Raw genomic sequence first — 15447 nt, 5'->3', positions numbered from 1 at the left:
GTCATTTTCCGCTCGCGGTTGATGCGCAGGATGTTTCCAAAGAGCTGCTTGGTGACGAGAGGCGCGAGGCCGAGTGACGGCTCGTCGAGAAGAAGAAGCCTCGGCCGGCTCATCAGCGCCCGGGCGATGGCGAGCATCTGCTGTTCGCCGCCCGAAAGCGTGCCGCCGCGCTGGGAAATGCGCTCCCTGAGGCGCGGAAAGAGCGTCAGCACGTCTTCGAGATCCTCCGCGAAATGAGAAGGATCGCAAAGGATCGCGCCCATCTGAAGATTTTCGAGCACGCTCATGCGAGGGAAGATGCGCCGCCCTTCCGGCGCATGCGCGATGCCGAGCGCGGCGATCTCATGCGTGCGCAGGCGCGTGATGTCGCGCCCGTCGAAGCGGATGCTTCCGCGAGTTGCGGCGGGCCGCCCGCAAATCGTCATGAGAAGCGTCGTCTTGCCCGCGCCATTGGCGCCGATAAGCGACACGATCTCGCCCTCCGGCACATCGAGGTCGATGCCGTGCAGCGCTTCGATCTTGCCATAACCGGAATGAAGGCCGCGGATTTCGAGCATCAGACATGCCCTCCCTGCGGATCGCCATGCAGCACGGCTTCGGCGGTTTCCTCATCCTCGACGCCGAGATAGGCGCGGATGACCTCCGGGTCCGCCCTGACCTCGGCGGGCGCGCCATCCGCGATCCTGCGTCCCTGTTCCAGCACGACGATATGATCGGAGATCTGCATGACCACGCTCATATCGTGCTCGATGAGAAGAATGCTCGTGCCGTGCCCGTCGCGTATATCGACGAGGAGTTCGTTCAGTTCCTGGGATTCGCGCGGATTGAGACCGGCCGCGGGCTCGTCGAGACAGAGAAGCACGGGCCCGGCGCACATGGCGCGCGCGATCTCCAGACGACGTTGCGATCCATAGGGAAGGCTTGAGGCGGGAAGATCCGCATCGGCGAGAAGCCCCGTCTTGTCGAGCCAGTAGCGCGCGCGCTCGAGCGCCTCCGCCTCGGCCCGCATATAGGACGGCAGGCGAAGAAAGCCAGCGACCGAAAACGACGAGGCCCGCATGAGCGCAACATGCTGCGCCACCATGAGGTTCTCTATGACGCTCATGCCGGGAAAGAGACGGATGTTCTGGAAGGTGCGCACGATGCCCGCATCGCGCGCGATGCGGTGGCCGTCCATGCGCTCGAGCAGAAATTCCCGCCCGTCCTCGCGGCGAAGCGTGAGCCTGCCGATATCGGGTTTGTAGAAGCCGGTGATGCAGTTGAACGCCGTCGTCTTGCCCGCGCCGTTCGGGCCGATGATGGCAGTGATGTCGCCCCGCGCGGCGGAGAAGCTGAGATCGTCGATGGCGACGAGGCCGCCGAAACGGATCGTCAGATGCTCGACCGTGAGGATCGCCTCTCTCGCGCCGCCGTTCACGCTTCTGCCCTCTTTGCGGGGGCGCCGGGCCGGTCGCCGCCGAGACGAAGCGTCGGCTCGCGATGAGCGAGCAAGCCTTGCGGCCGCCACAGCATGATGAGCACCATCGCGGCGCCGAAGGCGAGCATGCGGAATTGCTGCAACTCGCGGAACCACTCAGGAAGGCCGACGAGAAGGAACGCGGCGAGCACGATGCCGATCTGGCTTCCCATTCCGCCCAGCACGACGATCGCGAGAATGATCGCCGATTCGATGAAGGTGAAGCTCTCTGGACTGATGAAGCCCTGCCGCGTGGCGAAGAACGAGCCGGCAAAGCCCGCAAAGCAGGCGCCGATGGCGAAGGCGGAAAGCTTCACCGTCGTCGGATTGATGCCGAGGCTGCGGCAGGCGATCTCATCCTCCCGCAGCGCCTCCCAGGCCCGGCCGATGGGAAGCCGCCTGATGCGAAGCGTGAAGAAGTTGGTCACGAGCGCCAAGGCGAGAATGAGATAGTAGAGAAAGATGATGCGCTGGTCCGGCGAGAAGGCGATGCCGAAGAAATCGGCGAAGGTGGTGGCGCCGGGCGCGCTCGGCTGCATCGGCAGGCCGAAGAAGGACGGGCGCTGAATGCCCGAAATTCCGTTCGGCCCGCCCGTCATCTCGTCCCAGTTGATCAGCACCTCGCGCACGATCTCGCCGAAGCCGAGCGTGACGATGGCGAGATAGTCGCCGCGGAGCCTGAGCACCGGAAAGCCGAGCGCGACGCCGAAGGAAGCGGCGAAAAGCCCGGCAAGCGGCAGGCAGAGCCAGAAGGAAAGGCCGAAATATTGCGAGAGCAGCGCATAGGAATAGGCGCCGACGGCATAGAAGGCCACATAGCCGAGATCGAGAAGCCCTGCGAGCCCGACAACGATATTGAGCCCCCAGCCGAGCATCACATAGATGAGGATGAGGGTCGCCTTGTCGATGATGTTGCGGTCGGCGAAAGGCAGCATGGGCAGCACGAACGCGACTGTCACCATCGCGATGCCGATGACAATCCGCGATCTGCCCGTGGGCGTGGCCGCCGCCCCGGCGCGCCCGAAACGCTGGCGGAGGCGCGGGGCGAGCGCGATGCCGCCCAGCGAGAGGGCGAGGCGCCCCAGAAAGACCGCGCCCGACGCATAGACGACCCAGATGAGCCGCATGTCGAGGGAGAGCCCTTGCGCCGTCGCATTGAGCTTGAAGCCGAGCAGCGGGAAGGCGAGCAGCGCCGCAACGAGGGCCGCCATGCCGGCGTCCCGCAGGAGAGCGGTGATGGAGATCTCCGGGCGCGCCGCCGTCATCGGTCAGACCTTCTCGATTTCGGGTCTGCCGAGAAGGCCGGTCGGCCTGAAGATCAGCACCAGAACGAGGATGGAGAAGGCCGCGACATCCTTGTATTCGATGCTGAAATAGCCGGACCAGAAGGCTTCGATGAGGCCGATGAGCATGCCGCCGAGCATGGCGCCCGGCAGCGAGCCGATGCCGCCGAGCACGGCCGCCGTGAACGCCTTGATGCCGACGATGAAGCCTATATAGAAGTCGATGACGCCATAATAGAGCGTGACCATGAGCCCGGCGACGGCGGCGAGCGCCGCGCCGATGATGAAGGTCATGGAGATCGTCCGGTCGACATCGACGCCGAGAAGCGCCGCCATGGTCTTGTCCTGCTCGGCGGCGCGCTGCGCCCTGCCGAGAGAAGTGTACCGCAGCATGAAGGTGAAGCCCGCCATCAGCGCGACGGTGACGAGGATGATCCCGATCTGCAGATAGCTGATCGTCACCGCGAATGCGCCTTCGGAGGAAAGGGTGAAGGAGCCGCCGATCATGGGCGGCAGGGGCTTCACGCGCGCGCCCTGCGAAAGCTGGACGAAATTCTGCAACACGATCGAGACGCCGATGGCCGAGATGAGGGGTGCAAGCCGCTGCGATCCGCGCAAGGGGCGATAGGCGACGCGCTCGACCGTCCAGCCGTAAACGGCGGTGAAGGCCATGGCGAAGATGAGCACAAGAAAGCAGGCGAGCGGCACGTTGGTCACGCCGAAAAGCGCAAGCAGAAGGAAGCCCACGAGCGAGATGAAGGCCCCGACCATATAGATGTCGCCATGCGCGAAATTGATCATGCCGATGATGCCGTAAACCATCGTGTAGCCGATGGCGATGAGCCCGTAAGTGGCTCCGAGCGTCACGCCATTGATCAATTGCTGCAGAAAATAAGCCATCCGCCCCGTCCCGGCCCCCTCCGATCACCTCGCGCGCCCCAGCGCGAAGATGCCCGAACACTGCCATTCAATTAACGGACGGACAAGCGCGTCGAGGCGCGGCACCGGCAGGGATGCCGGCGCGGGGAAATGGTTTCCTCAGCGCTGGCCGGACACAGCCGCGAGCGGTGGAACGGAGGCAGCGGGCCTCGGTGCGGCGGCAGGCTGGCCCGCAGCCTGCGCGGCCGGTACCTCGCCAAGGCCGAAGAGCCCCCGCTCGCCCGGCAGGATGCGGAAGGCATCCGATATGCCGATGACGGTCTCGGCGCCGCCGAGGCAGAGATAGCCGCCCGGCTTCATCACCCGCGCCATGCTGGCAAAGACCTTGCGGCGCGTCGCCTCGTCGAAATAGATGAGGACGTTGCGGCAGAAGATGAGATCGAGCCCGGTGATCCCGGCCGCCGCCGGATCGTGCAGCAGGTTGAAATTGCGGAACTTGACCATGGCGCGCAGCTTCTCGCTGATGAGCCAGCCGTCGCCGTCCTTCGTGAAGTATTTCTTCAGCAGGTCAGGCGGCAATCCGCGCTGCACCTCGAAAGTCGAGTACCAGCCCTTGCGGCAGCGCTCGAGCATTTCGTCGGAAATATCCGTGGCGATGATCTCGATCTGCCAGCCCGCGAGCTTGCCGCCCGCTTCGGCAAGCAGCATGGCGAGCGAATAGGGCTCCTGACCGCTCGAACAGGCCGCGCACCAGATCCTGATCCGCCGCGTATTCTTGTTCAGCTCCATCAGTGTCGGGAGGATCATCGCGCTGAAGCGATCAAACGGCCAGCGGTCGCGGAAGAAGAGCGTCTCGTTCGTCGTCATGGCCTCGACGACCGCGATGGTCAGCGCCTCATCGCCCCCCTTGCGCAGATGCGCGACGAGTTCGGAAAGCGTCTTCATCTTGAGCTTGCGCGCTATGGGCGCGAGCCTGCTCTCAAGGAGATAACTTTTGTCGGGCGTCAGCGCGAGCCCGGACCGCTGATAGAGAAACTGGCGCAGGAATTCGAAATCGTTCGTATTCATAACGCTTCCCCGCGCGCAATGCGCCCTATGGCCTTGCCGATCTCGGAAAGCGGCAGCACCGCATTGCAGATGCCTGCCTGCGCCACCGCCCCCGGCATTCCCCAGACGACGCTCGATGCCTGATCCTGTGCGATCAGCGCCGCGCCTGCCTCGACCGCGACCTTTGCCCCCTTGAGGCCGTCATAGCCCATGCCTGTGAGGATCACGACGAGGAGCTTCTGCCTGTAGATGGCCGAAAGGCTCCGCAACATGGGATCGACCGCCGGCCGGCAGGAATTTTCCGGTGGCGCGTCACTCAGCCTGACGACGGTGCCACTCGCGCCCGGCTCCATGACCATGTGGAAGCCGCCCGGTGCGACATAGATGCGGCCGGGCTGAAGGAGTTCGCCATCGACCGCCTCGGCCGCGTTCCGGCCCGCATAGCGCGTCATATGCTCGGCGAGGATCGCCGTGAAGGTCGGCGGCATGTGCTGCGTGATCACGATGGGCTGTGTGACGCCGGGCCCGATGCTCTTCAGAACTTCGGCAAGGGCCTGCGGTCCGCCCGTCGAGCTTCCGATCGCGATGACCGAGGGCCTGTCGATCGCCGCCTTGCGCAGCACGACCGGACGGGCCGGCGCCTGCGTTCGCGCGGGCTGCGCCGCGCTCGGTACCGTCGTGGGCCGCACCTGCCGGCCGCGCGGCGCGCGCGCGGCATATGCCTTGACCTTGGTGACAAGCTCGAGCCTGAACTGATCGGCACTGCCAAGCCCCGTGGCGGGCTTCGGCAGATAATCGGCCGCCCCGAGCGAAAGCGCGCGAAGGCTGATCTCGGCATTCCGCCGCGTGAGCGAGGAAACCATGATGATCTTGACGCCGGGGCTGATCTCGAGAAGGCGTGGCAGCGCCGTCATGCCGTCCATTTCCGGCATCTCGATATCGAGAACGATCACATCGACCGGCGTCGACGGCAGCATCCTGACCGCTACCGCGCCATTGGGGCAGGAGGCGACGACGCGAATGGCCGGATCGGCTTCGAGGGACTTGGTGATGATGCCGCGCACGACGGACGAATCGTCCACCACCATGACGCGGTAATGATCGTCGGCCGCTGAGGGAGCCGGCGTTCTTTCTGTCGCGGCCGGGGCCTTGGCTCGATCGTCAATCATCCTCGCGCCCATTCTCGCGCCTGTCCACGCGCATTGTTCTTATTCCGCTTCAACCGGCCGATATGTGCGGGCGAACGGTGTGACCCGGCCCGGAAAATCGCGCGGGATCAGGCGAAAAGCTGGTCGATGTCATCCTGCGCGATGCCTTCGCCCTCGAGCGCCGGCCCGTTGAGCAGGGCGGCGTCTCCGGTGGCGGGCTGCTGTTCGGCCTGGAGCGCGGAGGTGTTCGACCACGCCGTCTCGATCTGCTCGACCTTCGCCTCGACGAGTTGCAGCGTCTTCAGGACGTTGGAGATGCGCTGCCCGGTAATATCCTGAAAGGAGCACGCCTCGAAGATGCGCATGCAGGAATCGTTCACCAGCTCCTGCGCGCGGTCGGGATCGGAAAAATCGGCCGCCATCATGTCTTCGGCTGCGAGCATGATGTCGTTCGTCGCCGACTCGGTCAGGCTCAGAATGGCGCCGATCTCTTCCGTCGCGCGGGGAAGATGCACATCGCGCAGCGACGGGTCGTGCAGCTTCGACATTTCGCGCCGGGCGATGAGGATCGTCCGCACGATATCCACGCATTCCTGCGTGAGCTTCTTGATCCGCTCCGAAGATTCATCGCTGTTCATCAGAAATCTCCCAGCACGGCTTTGAGCTTGGCTTTGAGCACGGCCGCGCTGAAGGGCTTTATGATGTAGTTGTTGACGCCCGCCTGGCGCGCGGCCACGACGTTTTCGACTTTCGATTCCGCCGTCACCATGATGAAGGGGGTTGCCTTCAGCCCCTCATCCGCCCGCACCGTCTTCAGAAGCTCGAAGCCCGTCATCGGCTGCATGTTCCAGTCGGAAATGACGAGGCCGTAATTGCGGGCCTTCATCATCGCCAAGGCCTGGCTTCCGTCCGAAGCCTCGTCGATATCCGTAAAGCCGAGTTTCGAAAGAAGGTTGCGGACGATCCGCAGCATGGTCCGGTAGTCGTCCACGATGAGGATGGGCATACCCATATCTACAGCCATTACCTGGTCTCCTTGGCAGTGACCCGTCGCGCGCCCTAGGCGTCAGCGCGGATTGCGCCCAGCACGGCGCCGATGTTGAGAACGATGAGAAGGGTTCCGTCGAGGCGATAGAGCCCGTCGGCGATCTGCCGCCACTTCGCGTCGAGCGTCGCCGGGTTCGGCTCGCGCTGACTTTCCGAAAGGCTCAGAACCTCGCCGACTTCATCGACGAGAAGGCTGTAGGGCTCGTCCTCATGTTCGACGACGACCGCCATGGCCTTCTCCACGAAGTCCTCCGACGGGAGGGAAAGACGCTGGCGCATGTTCACCGCGGTGACGATGCGGCCGCGCAGATTGAGCGAACCGGCGATTTCCGGCGGGGCCAGCGGCACCCGCGTGATCCGCTGCGGCCCCAGCACATCGCGGACGTGGAGGACCGGGATACCGAAAGTCTGGCCCGCGACCGACATGGTCACGAAGTCTTCGGAGCGCTCGCGATCGAGCACCGCATCAGCCTGCTGCACACTCATGCCGCTGTCTCCTCACGCACGTTGCCCTCGCCTGTTCCATCGACCGAGAGCACCCGCGACAGCGCCGCCAGCAGCGCCTTCGGGTCGAGCTTGGTCACATAGTCGTTGAAGCCCGCATTGCGTCCGCGCTCGAAGTCCTGCGGATTGGCGTGGGAGGAGAGCGCCACCATCGGCACCTTCTTCCAGCGCTCGTCCTGGCGGAGCGTGCGGGCGAGATCGAAGCCCGACAGGCCCGGCATCTCGATATCCGAGATGATGATGTCGAAGGCATCGCCACTGCGGCAGATCGAAAGCGCCGCCTCGCCATCCTCCGCCGTCGTCACCCGGTAGCCGGCCATCTTCAGCATCGGCATCAGCAGATTGCGGAAGAAGCTCGAGTCCTCGACGAGCAGAACCTTGCGTTCGCGCTCGTTGCCGAAGGGTTCGCGCGTCTGAAGCTCGAACCAGGCATCGTCGCTCTGGCGCAGATAATAGACCGTGTCGATGACATCGGTGGAGCGGCCGGCGATGATCGAGCTGCCGAGCACGCCCGGCTGGGCGCTGCCGACGAGCTGCAGATCGAGCGAGCCTTCGACGATATCGACCACCTCATCGACGACGAGGCCGAGCATACGCTCGCCTTCAGCGAAGACGAGGATCGGATGCTTGCCCTCGCGCGGCGCGGGCGTGCCGTCGATGCCGACGAGCGGCATGAGCCCGCCGCGATACTGAAGCACGGTGCGGTGGCCCGCTTCCTCGGCCGTCGCGAGATCCGCCTCTTCGAGACGCGCGATGAGCGAGAGCGGCACGGCTTTGGTGCTGTCCCCGCCCGCCTTGAAGACGAGCATGGATACCGTCTCGCGCTGATCGCGGCGTTCGCCATGCGCATCGTCGTCGGTCTTCGCTTCCGACTGGGCCGAACCGCTCGTCGCGGCGGCAATTCCGTTCGGATCGAGGATCATGATTACCCGCCCGTCGCCGAGAATGGTCGTGCCCGAGAAAAGCGTGATGTGGCGCAGCGTCCGCGAGGTGGGCTTCACCACGATTTCTTCCGTGTCGAAGACGCGGTCGACGATGATGCCGAAGACGAAGCTGCCGACCTGCGCGACGACGACATAGAGTTCCGCCGCATCTGCCGCGTCATCGCCTGTCTCCTCAAGGCCGAGAAGCTCGCTCAGGCCCACCAGCGGCAGGAGCCTGTCGCGCAGGCGATAGACGGGCCTGCCATTGATGAGTTCGACGCCCTGCTGCGAATTCTTGCTGATGCGCACAAGCTCGATGACGCTGCTCTGCGGCATGGCGAAGCGCTCGCCACGGCATTCGACGATGAGCGCCGAGACGATGGCGAGCGTCAGCGGAATCTTGATGACGAAGCGCGAGCCCTGCCCCTCGGTCGAGGAGAACTCGATGGCGCCGCCGATCTTTTCGATATTGGTACGGACGACATCCATGCCGACGCCGCGTCCGGAAACGCTCGTCACCTGGCTCGCGGTCGAGAAACCCGGGCGGAAGATGAACTGCTGGATCTGCTGTTCGCTCATGCCCTCGAGCTGCGCCTCGGTGGCAAGCCCGTTCTGGATCACCTTGGCGCGGATGCGCGCCGTGGCGAGGCCACGGCCGTCATCGCTCACCTGAACGATGATGTGCCCGCCTTCATGGCGCGCGCTCAGATGGATCGTGCCGTGCTCGGACTTGCCGGAAGCGCGACGCTCATCCGGCTCCTCGATGCCGTGATCGGCCGAGTTGCGGACCATATGCGTGAGCGGATCGCGGATCGATTCGAGAATCTGCCGGTCGAGTTCCGTATCGGCGCCCGACATGACGAGGTCGATCTTCTTGCCGAGTTCCTGCGCGAGATCGCGCACCACGCGCGGCAGCTTCGACCACGCATTGCCGATCGGCTGCATGCGCGTCATCATCACGCTTTCCTGCAGCTCGGTCGTGACCTGGTTGAGCCGCTGCAAGGGCGCGGAGAAGGGGCTGTCGCCCACGCCGCGCAGGATCTGCAGGAGCTGGTTGCGCGTCAGCACCAGCTCGCTGACCATGTTCATCAGGTTTTCGAGAACATTGATGTTGACCCGCAGCGTCTGCGACTGCGCCTGAGCGGCGGCCAGGGCGGCGGAGGCCGCCGGATGATCCCCCTGCTGCTCGGCCGGCGCGGAGCGGGCAGCGCTCTTCGCGGCGGCGGGCTTCGCAGGCGGGGCTGCGACCGGCTCCGGCTCGACGATTTCTTCGGCGACCTCTTCGACAACCGCTTCCGCCATCTCAGGGACGGGGCTCGCCGCAGGCATCGCCGCCGCGACATTGAAGCGCGAGAGAACGGCCGCGACATCGGCATCGGCCACTTCGAGCGTCGACAGCGCCTTGCCGAATTCATCGCGAAGCATGTGAAGCTCGCGCTCGGTCCAGCCGCTGGCGAGAAGACCGGCGATCACGCGGTCCATGTCGTCCGTCGCGCCGGCCTTGCCGGTCAGCGCCGAGGCGAAGGCGCCCGCAAGCGCGAACTGGAGATTGAGAAGCTCGCTCTCGGGATCGGGATGATCGGAAATGGCGGCCAGCAATTCCGCGCAGGCCTGCTCGCAGGCCGAATCGAAAACGGAAGCGCCGCCGATCCGTTCATAAAGGCCATCGACCGAGATGGGCGCGGCCGGGCTGGCCGTCTCGAACGTGGCTTCTTCCGCCATTCCGGCCTCGGACACCCACTCGCCGCTCGCCATCTGGCGAAGCGCCGCGATGACATCCTCGTCGCTGCCCTCGGGCTCGGCTCCGGAGACGCCGAGCGCCGCGATCAGTTCCTTGATCCTGTCGAGAGCCGCGAGAACCAGCGACACCGCATCCGCGCTGACATCGAGCTCGCCATCGCGGATCTTGCCCAGCACATCCTCGGCGGCATGCGCGACCGCCTCCAGGCGCGGCAGCCCGAGGAAGCCGCAAGTGCCCTTGATCGTGTGCATGATGCGGAAAATGCTGGCGAGCAGCACCGGATCGGCCGGGCGCTGTTCAAGCTCGACAAGCTCGCTGTCGAGCATTTCCAGCGCTTCGGTCGTCTCGGCGAGAAATTCTTTGAGGAGGTCGTCCATTGTCAGGTACCCACTTGGCCGAACCCGAGGATTTGGGGTTCGAATGAGCGGCAAGTATTCCCGGCAATGCTTAACAATTAGGGAAGCCGCATCGCGGCTTCCCTTACGAGATCGGCAAGAACTGGGCCTCGCCGCGGCCCGCAATCCGCGTTGCCGTTACGGCAACCGCAAGCGGAGACGCGGCTCGGCGAATTCAGGAAGCGGCGCGTTCCCGGAGCGAGCCCGCCTTGTAGTGGCCCGCCTCGGCGCCGAAGGCGATGCTGAAGCGGTTCCAGCCATTGATGGCGACCACCGCCGCCGTGAGATCGACGAGGCCCGCCTCGCCGAACTGCGCGAGCGCCTCGTCATAGATGGCGTCGGAAACACCCTCCTCGCCAAGCCGTGTCAGCGCCTCCGTCCAGGCGAGGGCGGCCCGCTCGCGCGGCGAATAGAGGGATGTCTCCCGCCATACGCTTAGAAGATAGAGCTTCTGCTCCGACGCGCCTGCCGCGCGCAGCTCTTTCGTGTGCATGTCGATGCAGAAGGCGCAGCCATTGATCTGCGATGCGCGAAGGCTGACGAGTTCGATGAGTTCTTCCTCGAACCCGGCCGCATGCGCGTGGCCGCTGAGCTGCATCATGGCCTGAAGGGCTTTGGGGGATGCCGCCGGATAGTTCAAACGGCGGAAATTGCGTGTCGTCATCTTGTCCTCGCTTGTTGAGCGTGTGATCTGCGGACAAGACGAAGGCAGGCCCGCACGTGTGACAGCCCGCCGCAAAAAAGATCGCCTGATCAGAAAGTGAGGTTCGCCCTTACGCCAACGACGGTGGCGTTTCCGGCAACGCGGCCCGCGGAGTCGTCCGCATCACGCACATGGCCGCCGGGATGAACGATGTACTGGAAATCGGGCTGCACCGACCACCAGGGCGTGAGCTGCGCAGTATAGCTCACCTCGAACACCATCTCGTAATTGCGAACGGGAAAGGCCGGGTCCGCGTCGAACACCCTTGTGTCGCGGTCAAGATCGGCGGCCCTGCCGCTGATCCTGGAATAGGCGACGCCAAGCGCAAGGACATCATTCTCACGTTCGGGAATGAGCCCCTTGAGGCCCAGACCGCCATCGACATAGAAGGAAACGAGATTGCGGTCGTCAGGCGCTGCGCCCACGCGCGAAAACAGCGAAAGACTGCGTGCGCCCCTTGCCCACACGGTCTGATCCGCGGCCGCGTAAATGCCCTTGTCGCCCCGATGATAGTAGGGCTCGATGACGCTGGGATCGGCAAGCGAGACGGTCAGACCGCCAGCATCGAGACCGAAGCGCTGGTCGGCGAAGCGGCTGTTCTGATACCACGCGCCGATCTTGTAGACCCCCGGAAGGCCCGTCGCGCCCTCGCCCTGATTGAGCGCGTATTGAAGCTCGCCCATCCAGAGCGCGCCGCCGCTCATGCTGAATGCTGTGCCATGCCGGTTGCAGACTTGCGGGTCCTCGAAGCAATTCTTCCCCGCCGGATCGCCACTGAATACGGCGCCGAGGATGGTCACGTCCTGCACTGGCCGAATCTGAACGCGAAGGCCGGGGCTCGCCAGCGGATAGGCGGGCCCACCCCCGGTCATGTTGGCCGAAGCGATCGGCGCCCAGCCGAACGTGCCGTTGAGGAGATGCGCGCCCGTATCGCTCGTCATGAACTCGTCATCGGCCGCGAGTTGTCCGGCGCGTATGGAGAGCGCGTCATTGAAGAAGCTTTGCTCCAGCCAGAGCGTGAATAGCCGCGTGGATTGCCGTGCTTCGATATTGCTCGGACCGGCAATGCTTCCGGTGTAATTCACCGCGGGCGAACCGTTCGCATGATGGATCTGGAAGCCGCTCGCATGGGCGCTTCCGCCTTGCCAGCCTGCAAGTTTCTCGAGATCGAGGTCGAGTGAAAGCTCCACCCTCCCCCCGTAGCTCCAGCCGCTCTTGACGCCGCCTGAAAGATTGCCGAACGCCTCGCTCGCATAGTTGAGGCCGACCTCGATGCCATGCGCGCGCATCGCATCGCGGGCCCCGCCCCAGTCGCCGGTCATGTAGTCCTGCTCCTGCCCGGCGAAGGACGGGGAACCGGCCGCCAGCCCCTCCGCCTTGGCAGGAAGGGCAGCGCAGGAGCACAAAATGGCAACCGCGATCGAATAACAATTCCGCTTCATCGAGAGTTCTCTGGCTTGACGGCTGTTGCCGACCAAATTGCAATTAACTCTCGATAGCAAATAGGCGGCCCCTCCACAACCCCGGGAAGGGCGAGGCCCGCGCCATATTTGGCGGCTTTAGCGGCCGGAGCCCGAATCCGTCCTTTCGCGCCCGGCGACCCGCCATCTGGCGATGATCGTTTCGAGCTGCTGACGGTCCATGTTCGGCGATTTCCAGTGATGCGAGAAACCGGCCTGAAGGTTATGCGGCGCGTGCTCCTTGCCGAGATCCTCGAACCTTATGCGCATGGGCATGGCGACACCTTGCCCGAAGACGATCGCCTCCCGGTCGCCGAGCAGCGGCAGGAAATCGAGAAGATCGAGGGCGCCGTCATGCGTGTTCGCGCGCATCACCGTCTGGTCGCGCTCGGTCGAAAGGCGCATGGCGACGGCGGTGCTGCACTGGGACAGCACGGTCGGATCGAGATCGGAGGGACGCTGGGTGACGAGCGCAAGCGAGAGCCCGTACTTGCGGCCCTCCTTGGCGATCCGCGAAAGCGCCTGACGGGTAGGCGCGAACTTGTCGGCTGGGCCGGCGGGCGCGTAGCGATGCGCCTCCTCGCAGACGAGCAGCATCGGCAGGCCGCCCTTGCTCCAGACGGCGAGGTCGAAGGCGAGCCGCGAAATGACCGAGATGACGACGTCGAGGATTTCCGACGGCACGGTGGAGAGATTGATGACCGTCACCGGGCGCCCGTCGCTCGGCACGCGGAAAAGCTGCCCGAGCGTTTCCGTCATCGTATCCTGCACGGTCAGGCTGCCGAACATGAAGCTGTAGCGCTGATCGGCGACCAGCGTTTCGATGCGGTTCTTGAGCCGGCGATAGGGAACGGTCGCCTGCACGCGTTCGAGCTTGCCGAGCTGCTCGTCGATATAGGCGACGACATCGGAGAGGCGGAAGGGCGTCGGCGTCTCGACGGTGATGCCGCCGCCATCGAGCGGCCTGCGGATCATGGTCGGCGTTCGCGTCGTGCCCGCATCGACGAAACGCCTTTTGGCGACGACGACGGCATCGCGCAGGATCTCCGCTTCCGCGTCGCGATGCGAGTCGGCGCTCGTCAGCGCCTCCGTCAGTTCCTGGAAATTGAGCAGCCAGATCGGCAGATGCAGATTGCCCGGATCGATGAGTTCGGCCTGATCGCCAAAGGCGCTCGGATATTCGTTGTGCACGTCCAGCACCACGATATGCGCATATTGATGATCTTCGAGAACGCGCCTCAGGATGGAGGTGAGCGCGGACGACTTGCCGCAACCCGTCGTGCCCACCACGATGAAGTGCTTGGCGAGAAGCTCGTCAATCAGCAGCCGCGCCGGCACGGCGGGGTCCTGGTAGAGCGTGCCGACCTTGATGCTCGGAACGGCGGGCTGCGCATAGACGCGCGTGAGGTCGTGCCGGTCCGCGATCAGAACCGCATCGCCGAGGCTCGGAAGCGAGGCGACGCCGCGCCGGAAGGAAAGCCGGCCGGTCGCCGGATCGGCCACCAGCTCGCCCGCCAGATTGATTTCGATAAGGCCGAGTTCGGGGTTTCCGGCGTCGATCGAAGGCGTCGGCGACGAAATCGCCGAAACGAGCCCGACGACCGAGGAAGTCGGCGTGGAAATCTTCAGGAGCGACCCGATCTGCACGCGCGAGTCGCGCCGTCCCATCTCGTCGAAGATCGCGCGATCGAGAACGGCGACCGCCTGGGAGCCGGACACCGAGACGATATGCGCGATCCGCTTCGGCTCGGCGATGGGTACGCCGCGGCGCTCCTGCTCGGGAGCCGACGGTCGGGGTGCCGCTGTAGGAATGGTCATGAGCTTAGGCCTGACTGGAGGGATACCGCCTCGAGGGACGGCGGGCGGGAGGGAGTGACGGGGGGCGCGGCCCGGTTCACATGATCGGTGCCGGGCACGGCCGGGCGCAGCGTCACCACCACGGTCGTGCCGGTGCCCTGCTCGCTGGAAATATGGAAGTCTCCGCCATGCTGCCTTGTGAGCGCGGCCGCGATCGGAAGCCCCAGGCCCGTGCCCTCATGCGCGCGGGAATAGCTCGACTGGACCTGCCCGAAGGGCTGCATGGCAAGGGCGAGCTGATCTGCCGTCATGCCGATGCCGGTATCGGCGATGGCGATCGTTGCGCCGCCCTCCGGCGTGCGCTGCGCGACGACCAGTATCCGCCCGCCATCCGCCGTGAACTTGCTCGCGTTCGAAAGAAGATTGATGAGGATCTGCTTCATGCGCGCGGCATCCGCCGGCAGGATCGGCAGGTCGGGCGCCGCCTTGAATTCGAGCGACTGCCGCTTGGCGCGGGCGCGATCGCGGACGAGCAGCAGGCTCGCATCGACGAGTTCGCGAATGCTGCACTCCTCGATATTGAGGGTGAAGGTGCCGCTCTCGATCTTCGAGATGTCGAGAATGTCGGAGATGATGTTGAGAAGGTGACGGCCAGCGCCCGAGATATGCGCCGCATATTCGAGGCTCTTGCCGGGGTCGCGCCCCTCCGAGGCAAAATGCCGCATGAGATCGGCAAAGCCAATGATCGCGTTGAGCGGCGTCCTCAGCTCATGGCTCATATTGGCGAGAAATTCGGACTTCGTCCGGCTCGCCGCATCCGCCTCGAGCTTCGCCGCCCTGAGTGCCTGTTCTGCCTGCTTGCGCGAAATCAACTCGCCCAGATTGGTCGAATACTGCGCTAGAAGACCTTTTTTCTTTGCCGGAGTTCTTTGTGCGCTCAACATCATCTTTGTGCACCTGAATGGTGCCCAAGATTAGCGTTCCGAGTGTTGAGCTAGTGTAAATGCATCCCTAAAGTGAACATACTGTTTCGCGGCAAATTCGGCTTATTGCACTCGTCAGTT

General features: G+C 64.5%; 13 protein-coding genes and 1 pseudogene. All 14 read right to left on the bottom strand.

Features of this window, described 5'->3' with window-relative positions:
• Window positions 1-557: ABC transporter ATP-binding protein (locus tag PKA57_RS03205; RefSeq protein WP_324297487.1), on the bottom strand; the 557-nt coding region annotated here is incomplete at its 3' end.
• A 32-nt stretch (window positions 558-589) separates the two neighbouring features.
• Window positions 590-1417: pseudogene (locus PKA57_RS03200) on the bottom strand (ABC transporter ATP-binding protein); the annotation flags it as partial.
• Window positions 1414-2721, bottom strand: coding sequence for a high-affinity branched-chain amino acid ABC transporter permease LivM (livM, locus tag PKA57_RS03195; protein WP_324297486.1), 1308 nt, complete (start codon window positions 2719-2721; stop codon window positions 1414-1416). The gene livM and the pseudogene PKA57_RS03200, both read right to left, overlap by 4 nt.
• A gap of 3 nt (window positions 2722-2724) precedes the next feature.
• The gene (locus PKA57_RS03190; RefSeq protein WP_324297485.1) at window positions 2725-3639 is read right to left on the bottom strand and encodes a branched-chain amino acid ABC transporter permease LivH; all 915 of its coding nucleotides are present in this window, start codon (window positions 3637-3639) and stop codon (window positions 2725-2727) included.
• Between the two features lie 138 nt (window positions 3640-3777).
• Entirely contained in the window at window positions 3778-4686 is a 909-nt protein-coding gene (locus tag PKA57_RS03185) for a protein-glutamate O-methyltransferase CheR (protein WP_324297484.1), read from the bottom strand.
• Complete coding sequence (locus tag PKA57_RS03180) at window positions 4683-5834, bottom strand: chemotaxis response regulator protein-glutamate methylesterase (protein ID WP_324297483.1); 1152 nt, start codon at window positions 5832-5834, stop codon at window positions 4683-4685. Before PKA57_RS03180 ends, PKA57_RS03185 begins: the two co-directional genes overlap by 4 nt.
• 107 nt (window positions 5835-5941) lie before the next feature.
• On the bottom strand, window positions 5942-6451 hold the full coding sequence (locus tag PKA57_RS03175; RefSeq protein WP_324297482.1) for a protein phosphatase CheZ: 510 nt from the start codon (window positions 6449-6451) through the stop codon (window positions 5942-5944).
• Window positions 6451-6837, bottom strand: coding sequence for a response regulator (locus tag PKA57_RS03170; protein WP_324297481.1), 387 nt, complete (start codon window positions 6835-6837; stop codon window positions 6451-6453). Before PKA57_RS03170 ends, PKA57_RS03175 begins: the two co-directional genes overlap by 1 nt.
• Window positions 6838-6872: 35 nt before the next feature.
• Complete coding sequence (locus PKA57_RS03165) at window positions 6873-7346, bottom strand: chemotaxis protein CheW (protein ID WP_324297480.1); 474 nt, start codon at window positions 7344-7346, stop codon at window positions 6873-6875.
• Entirely contained in the window at window positions 7343-10405 is a 3063-nt protein-coding gene (locus tag PKA57_RS03160) for a chemotaxis protein CheW (protein ID WP_324297479.1), read from the bottom strand. The genes PKA57_RS03165 and PKA57_RS03160 overlap by 4 nt, the downstream gene beginning before the upstream one ends.
• A 193-nt stretch (window positions 10406-10598) precedes the next feature.
• On the bottom strand, window positions 10599-11087 hold the full coding sequence (locus PKA57_RS03155) for a carboxymuconolactone decarboxylase family protein (RefSeq protein WP_324297478.1): 489 nt from the start codon (window positions 11085-11087) through the stop codon (window positions 10599-10601).
• Window positions 11088-11176: 89 nt separating this feature from the next.
• Window positions 11177-12568, bottom strand: a complete 1392-nt coding sequence (locus PKA57_RS03150) for a carbohydrate porin (RefSeq protein ID WP_324297477.1) — start codon at window positions 12566-12568, stop codon at window positions 11177-11179.
• A 117-nt stretch (window positions 12569-12685) separates the two neighbouring features.
• Window positions 12686-14404, bottom strand: coding sequence for a DUF87 domain-containing protein (locus PKA57_RS03145; protein WP_324297476.1), 1719 nt, complete (start codon window positions 14402-14404; stop codon window positions 12686-12688).
• Complete coding sequence (locus tag PKA57_RS03140) at window positions 14401-15324, bottom strand: HAMP domain-containing sensor histidine kinase (RefSeq protein WP_324297475.1); 924 nt, start codon at window positions 15322-15324, stop codon at window positions 14401-14403. The genes PKA57_RS03145 and PKA57_RS03140 overlap by 4 nt, the downstream gene beginning before the upstream one ends.
• Window positions 15325-15447: the final 123 nt, after the last annotated feature.

This window comes from Parvibaculum sp. (assembly GCF_035325945.1).
GTDB lineage: Bacteria > Pseudomonadota > Alphaproteobacteria > Parvibaculales > Parvibaculaceae > Parvibaculum.
Note: the sequence above shows the minus strand (reverse complement) of the source record. Positions and strands in the feature narration are given on the sequence as shown.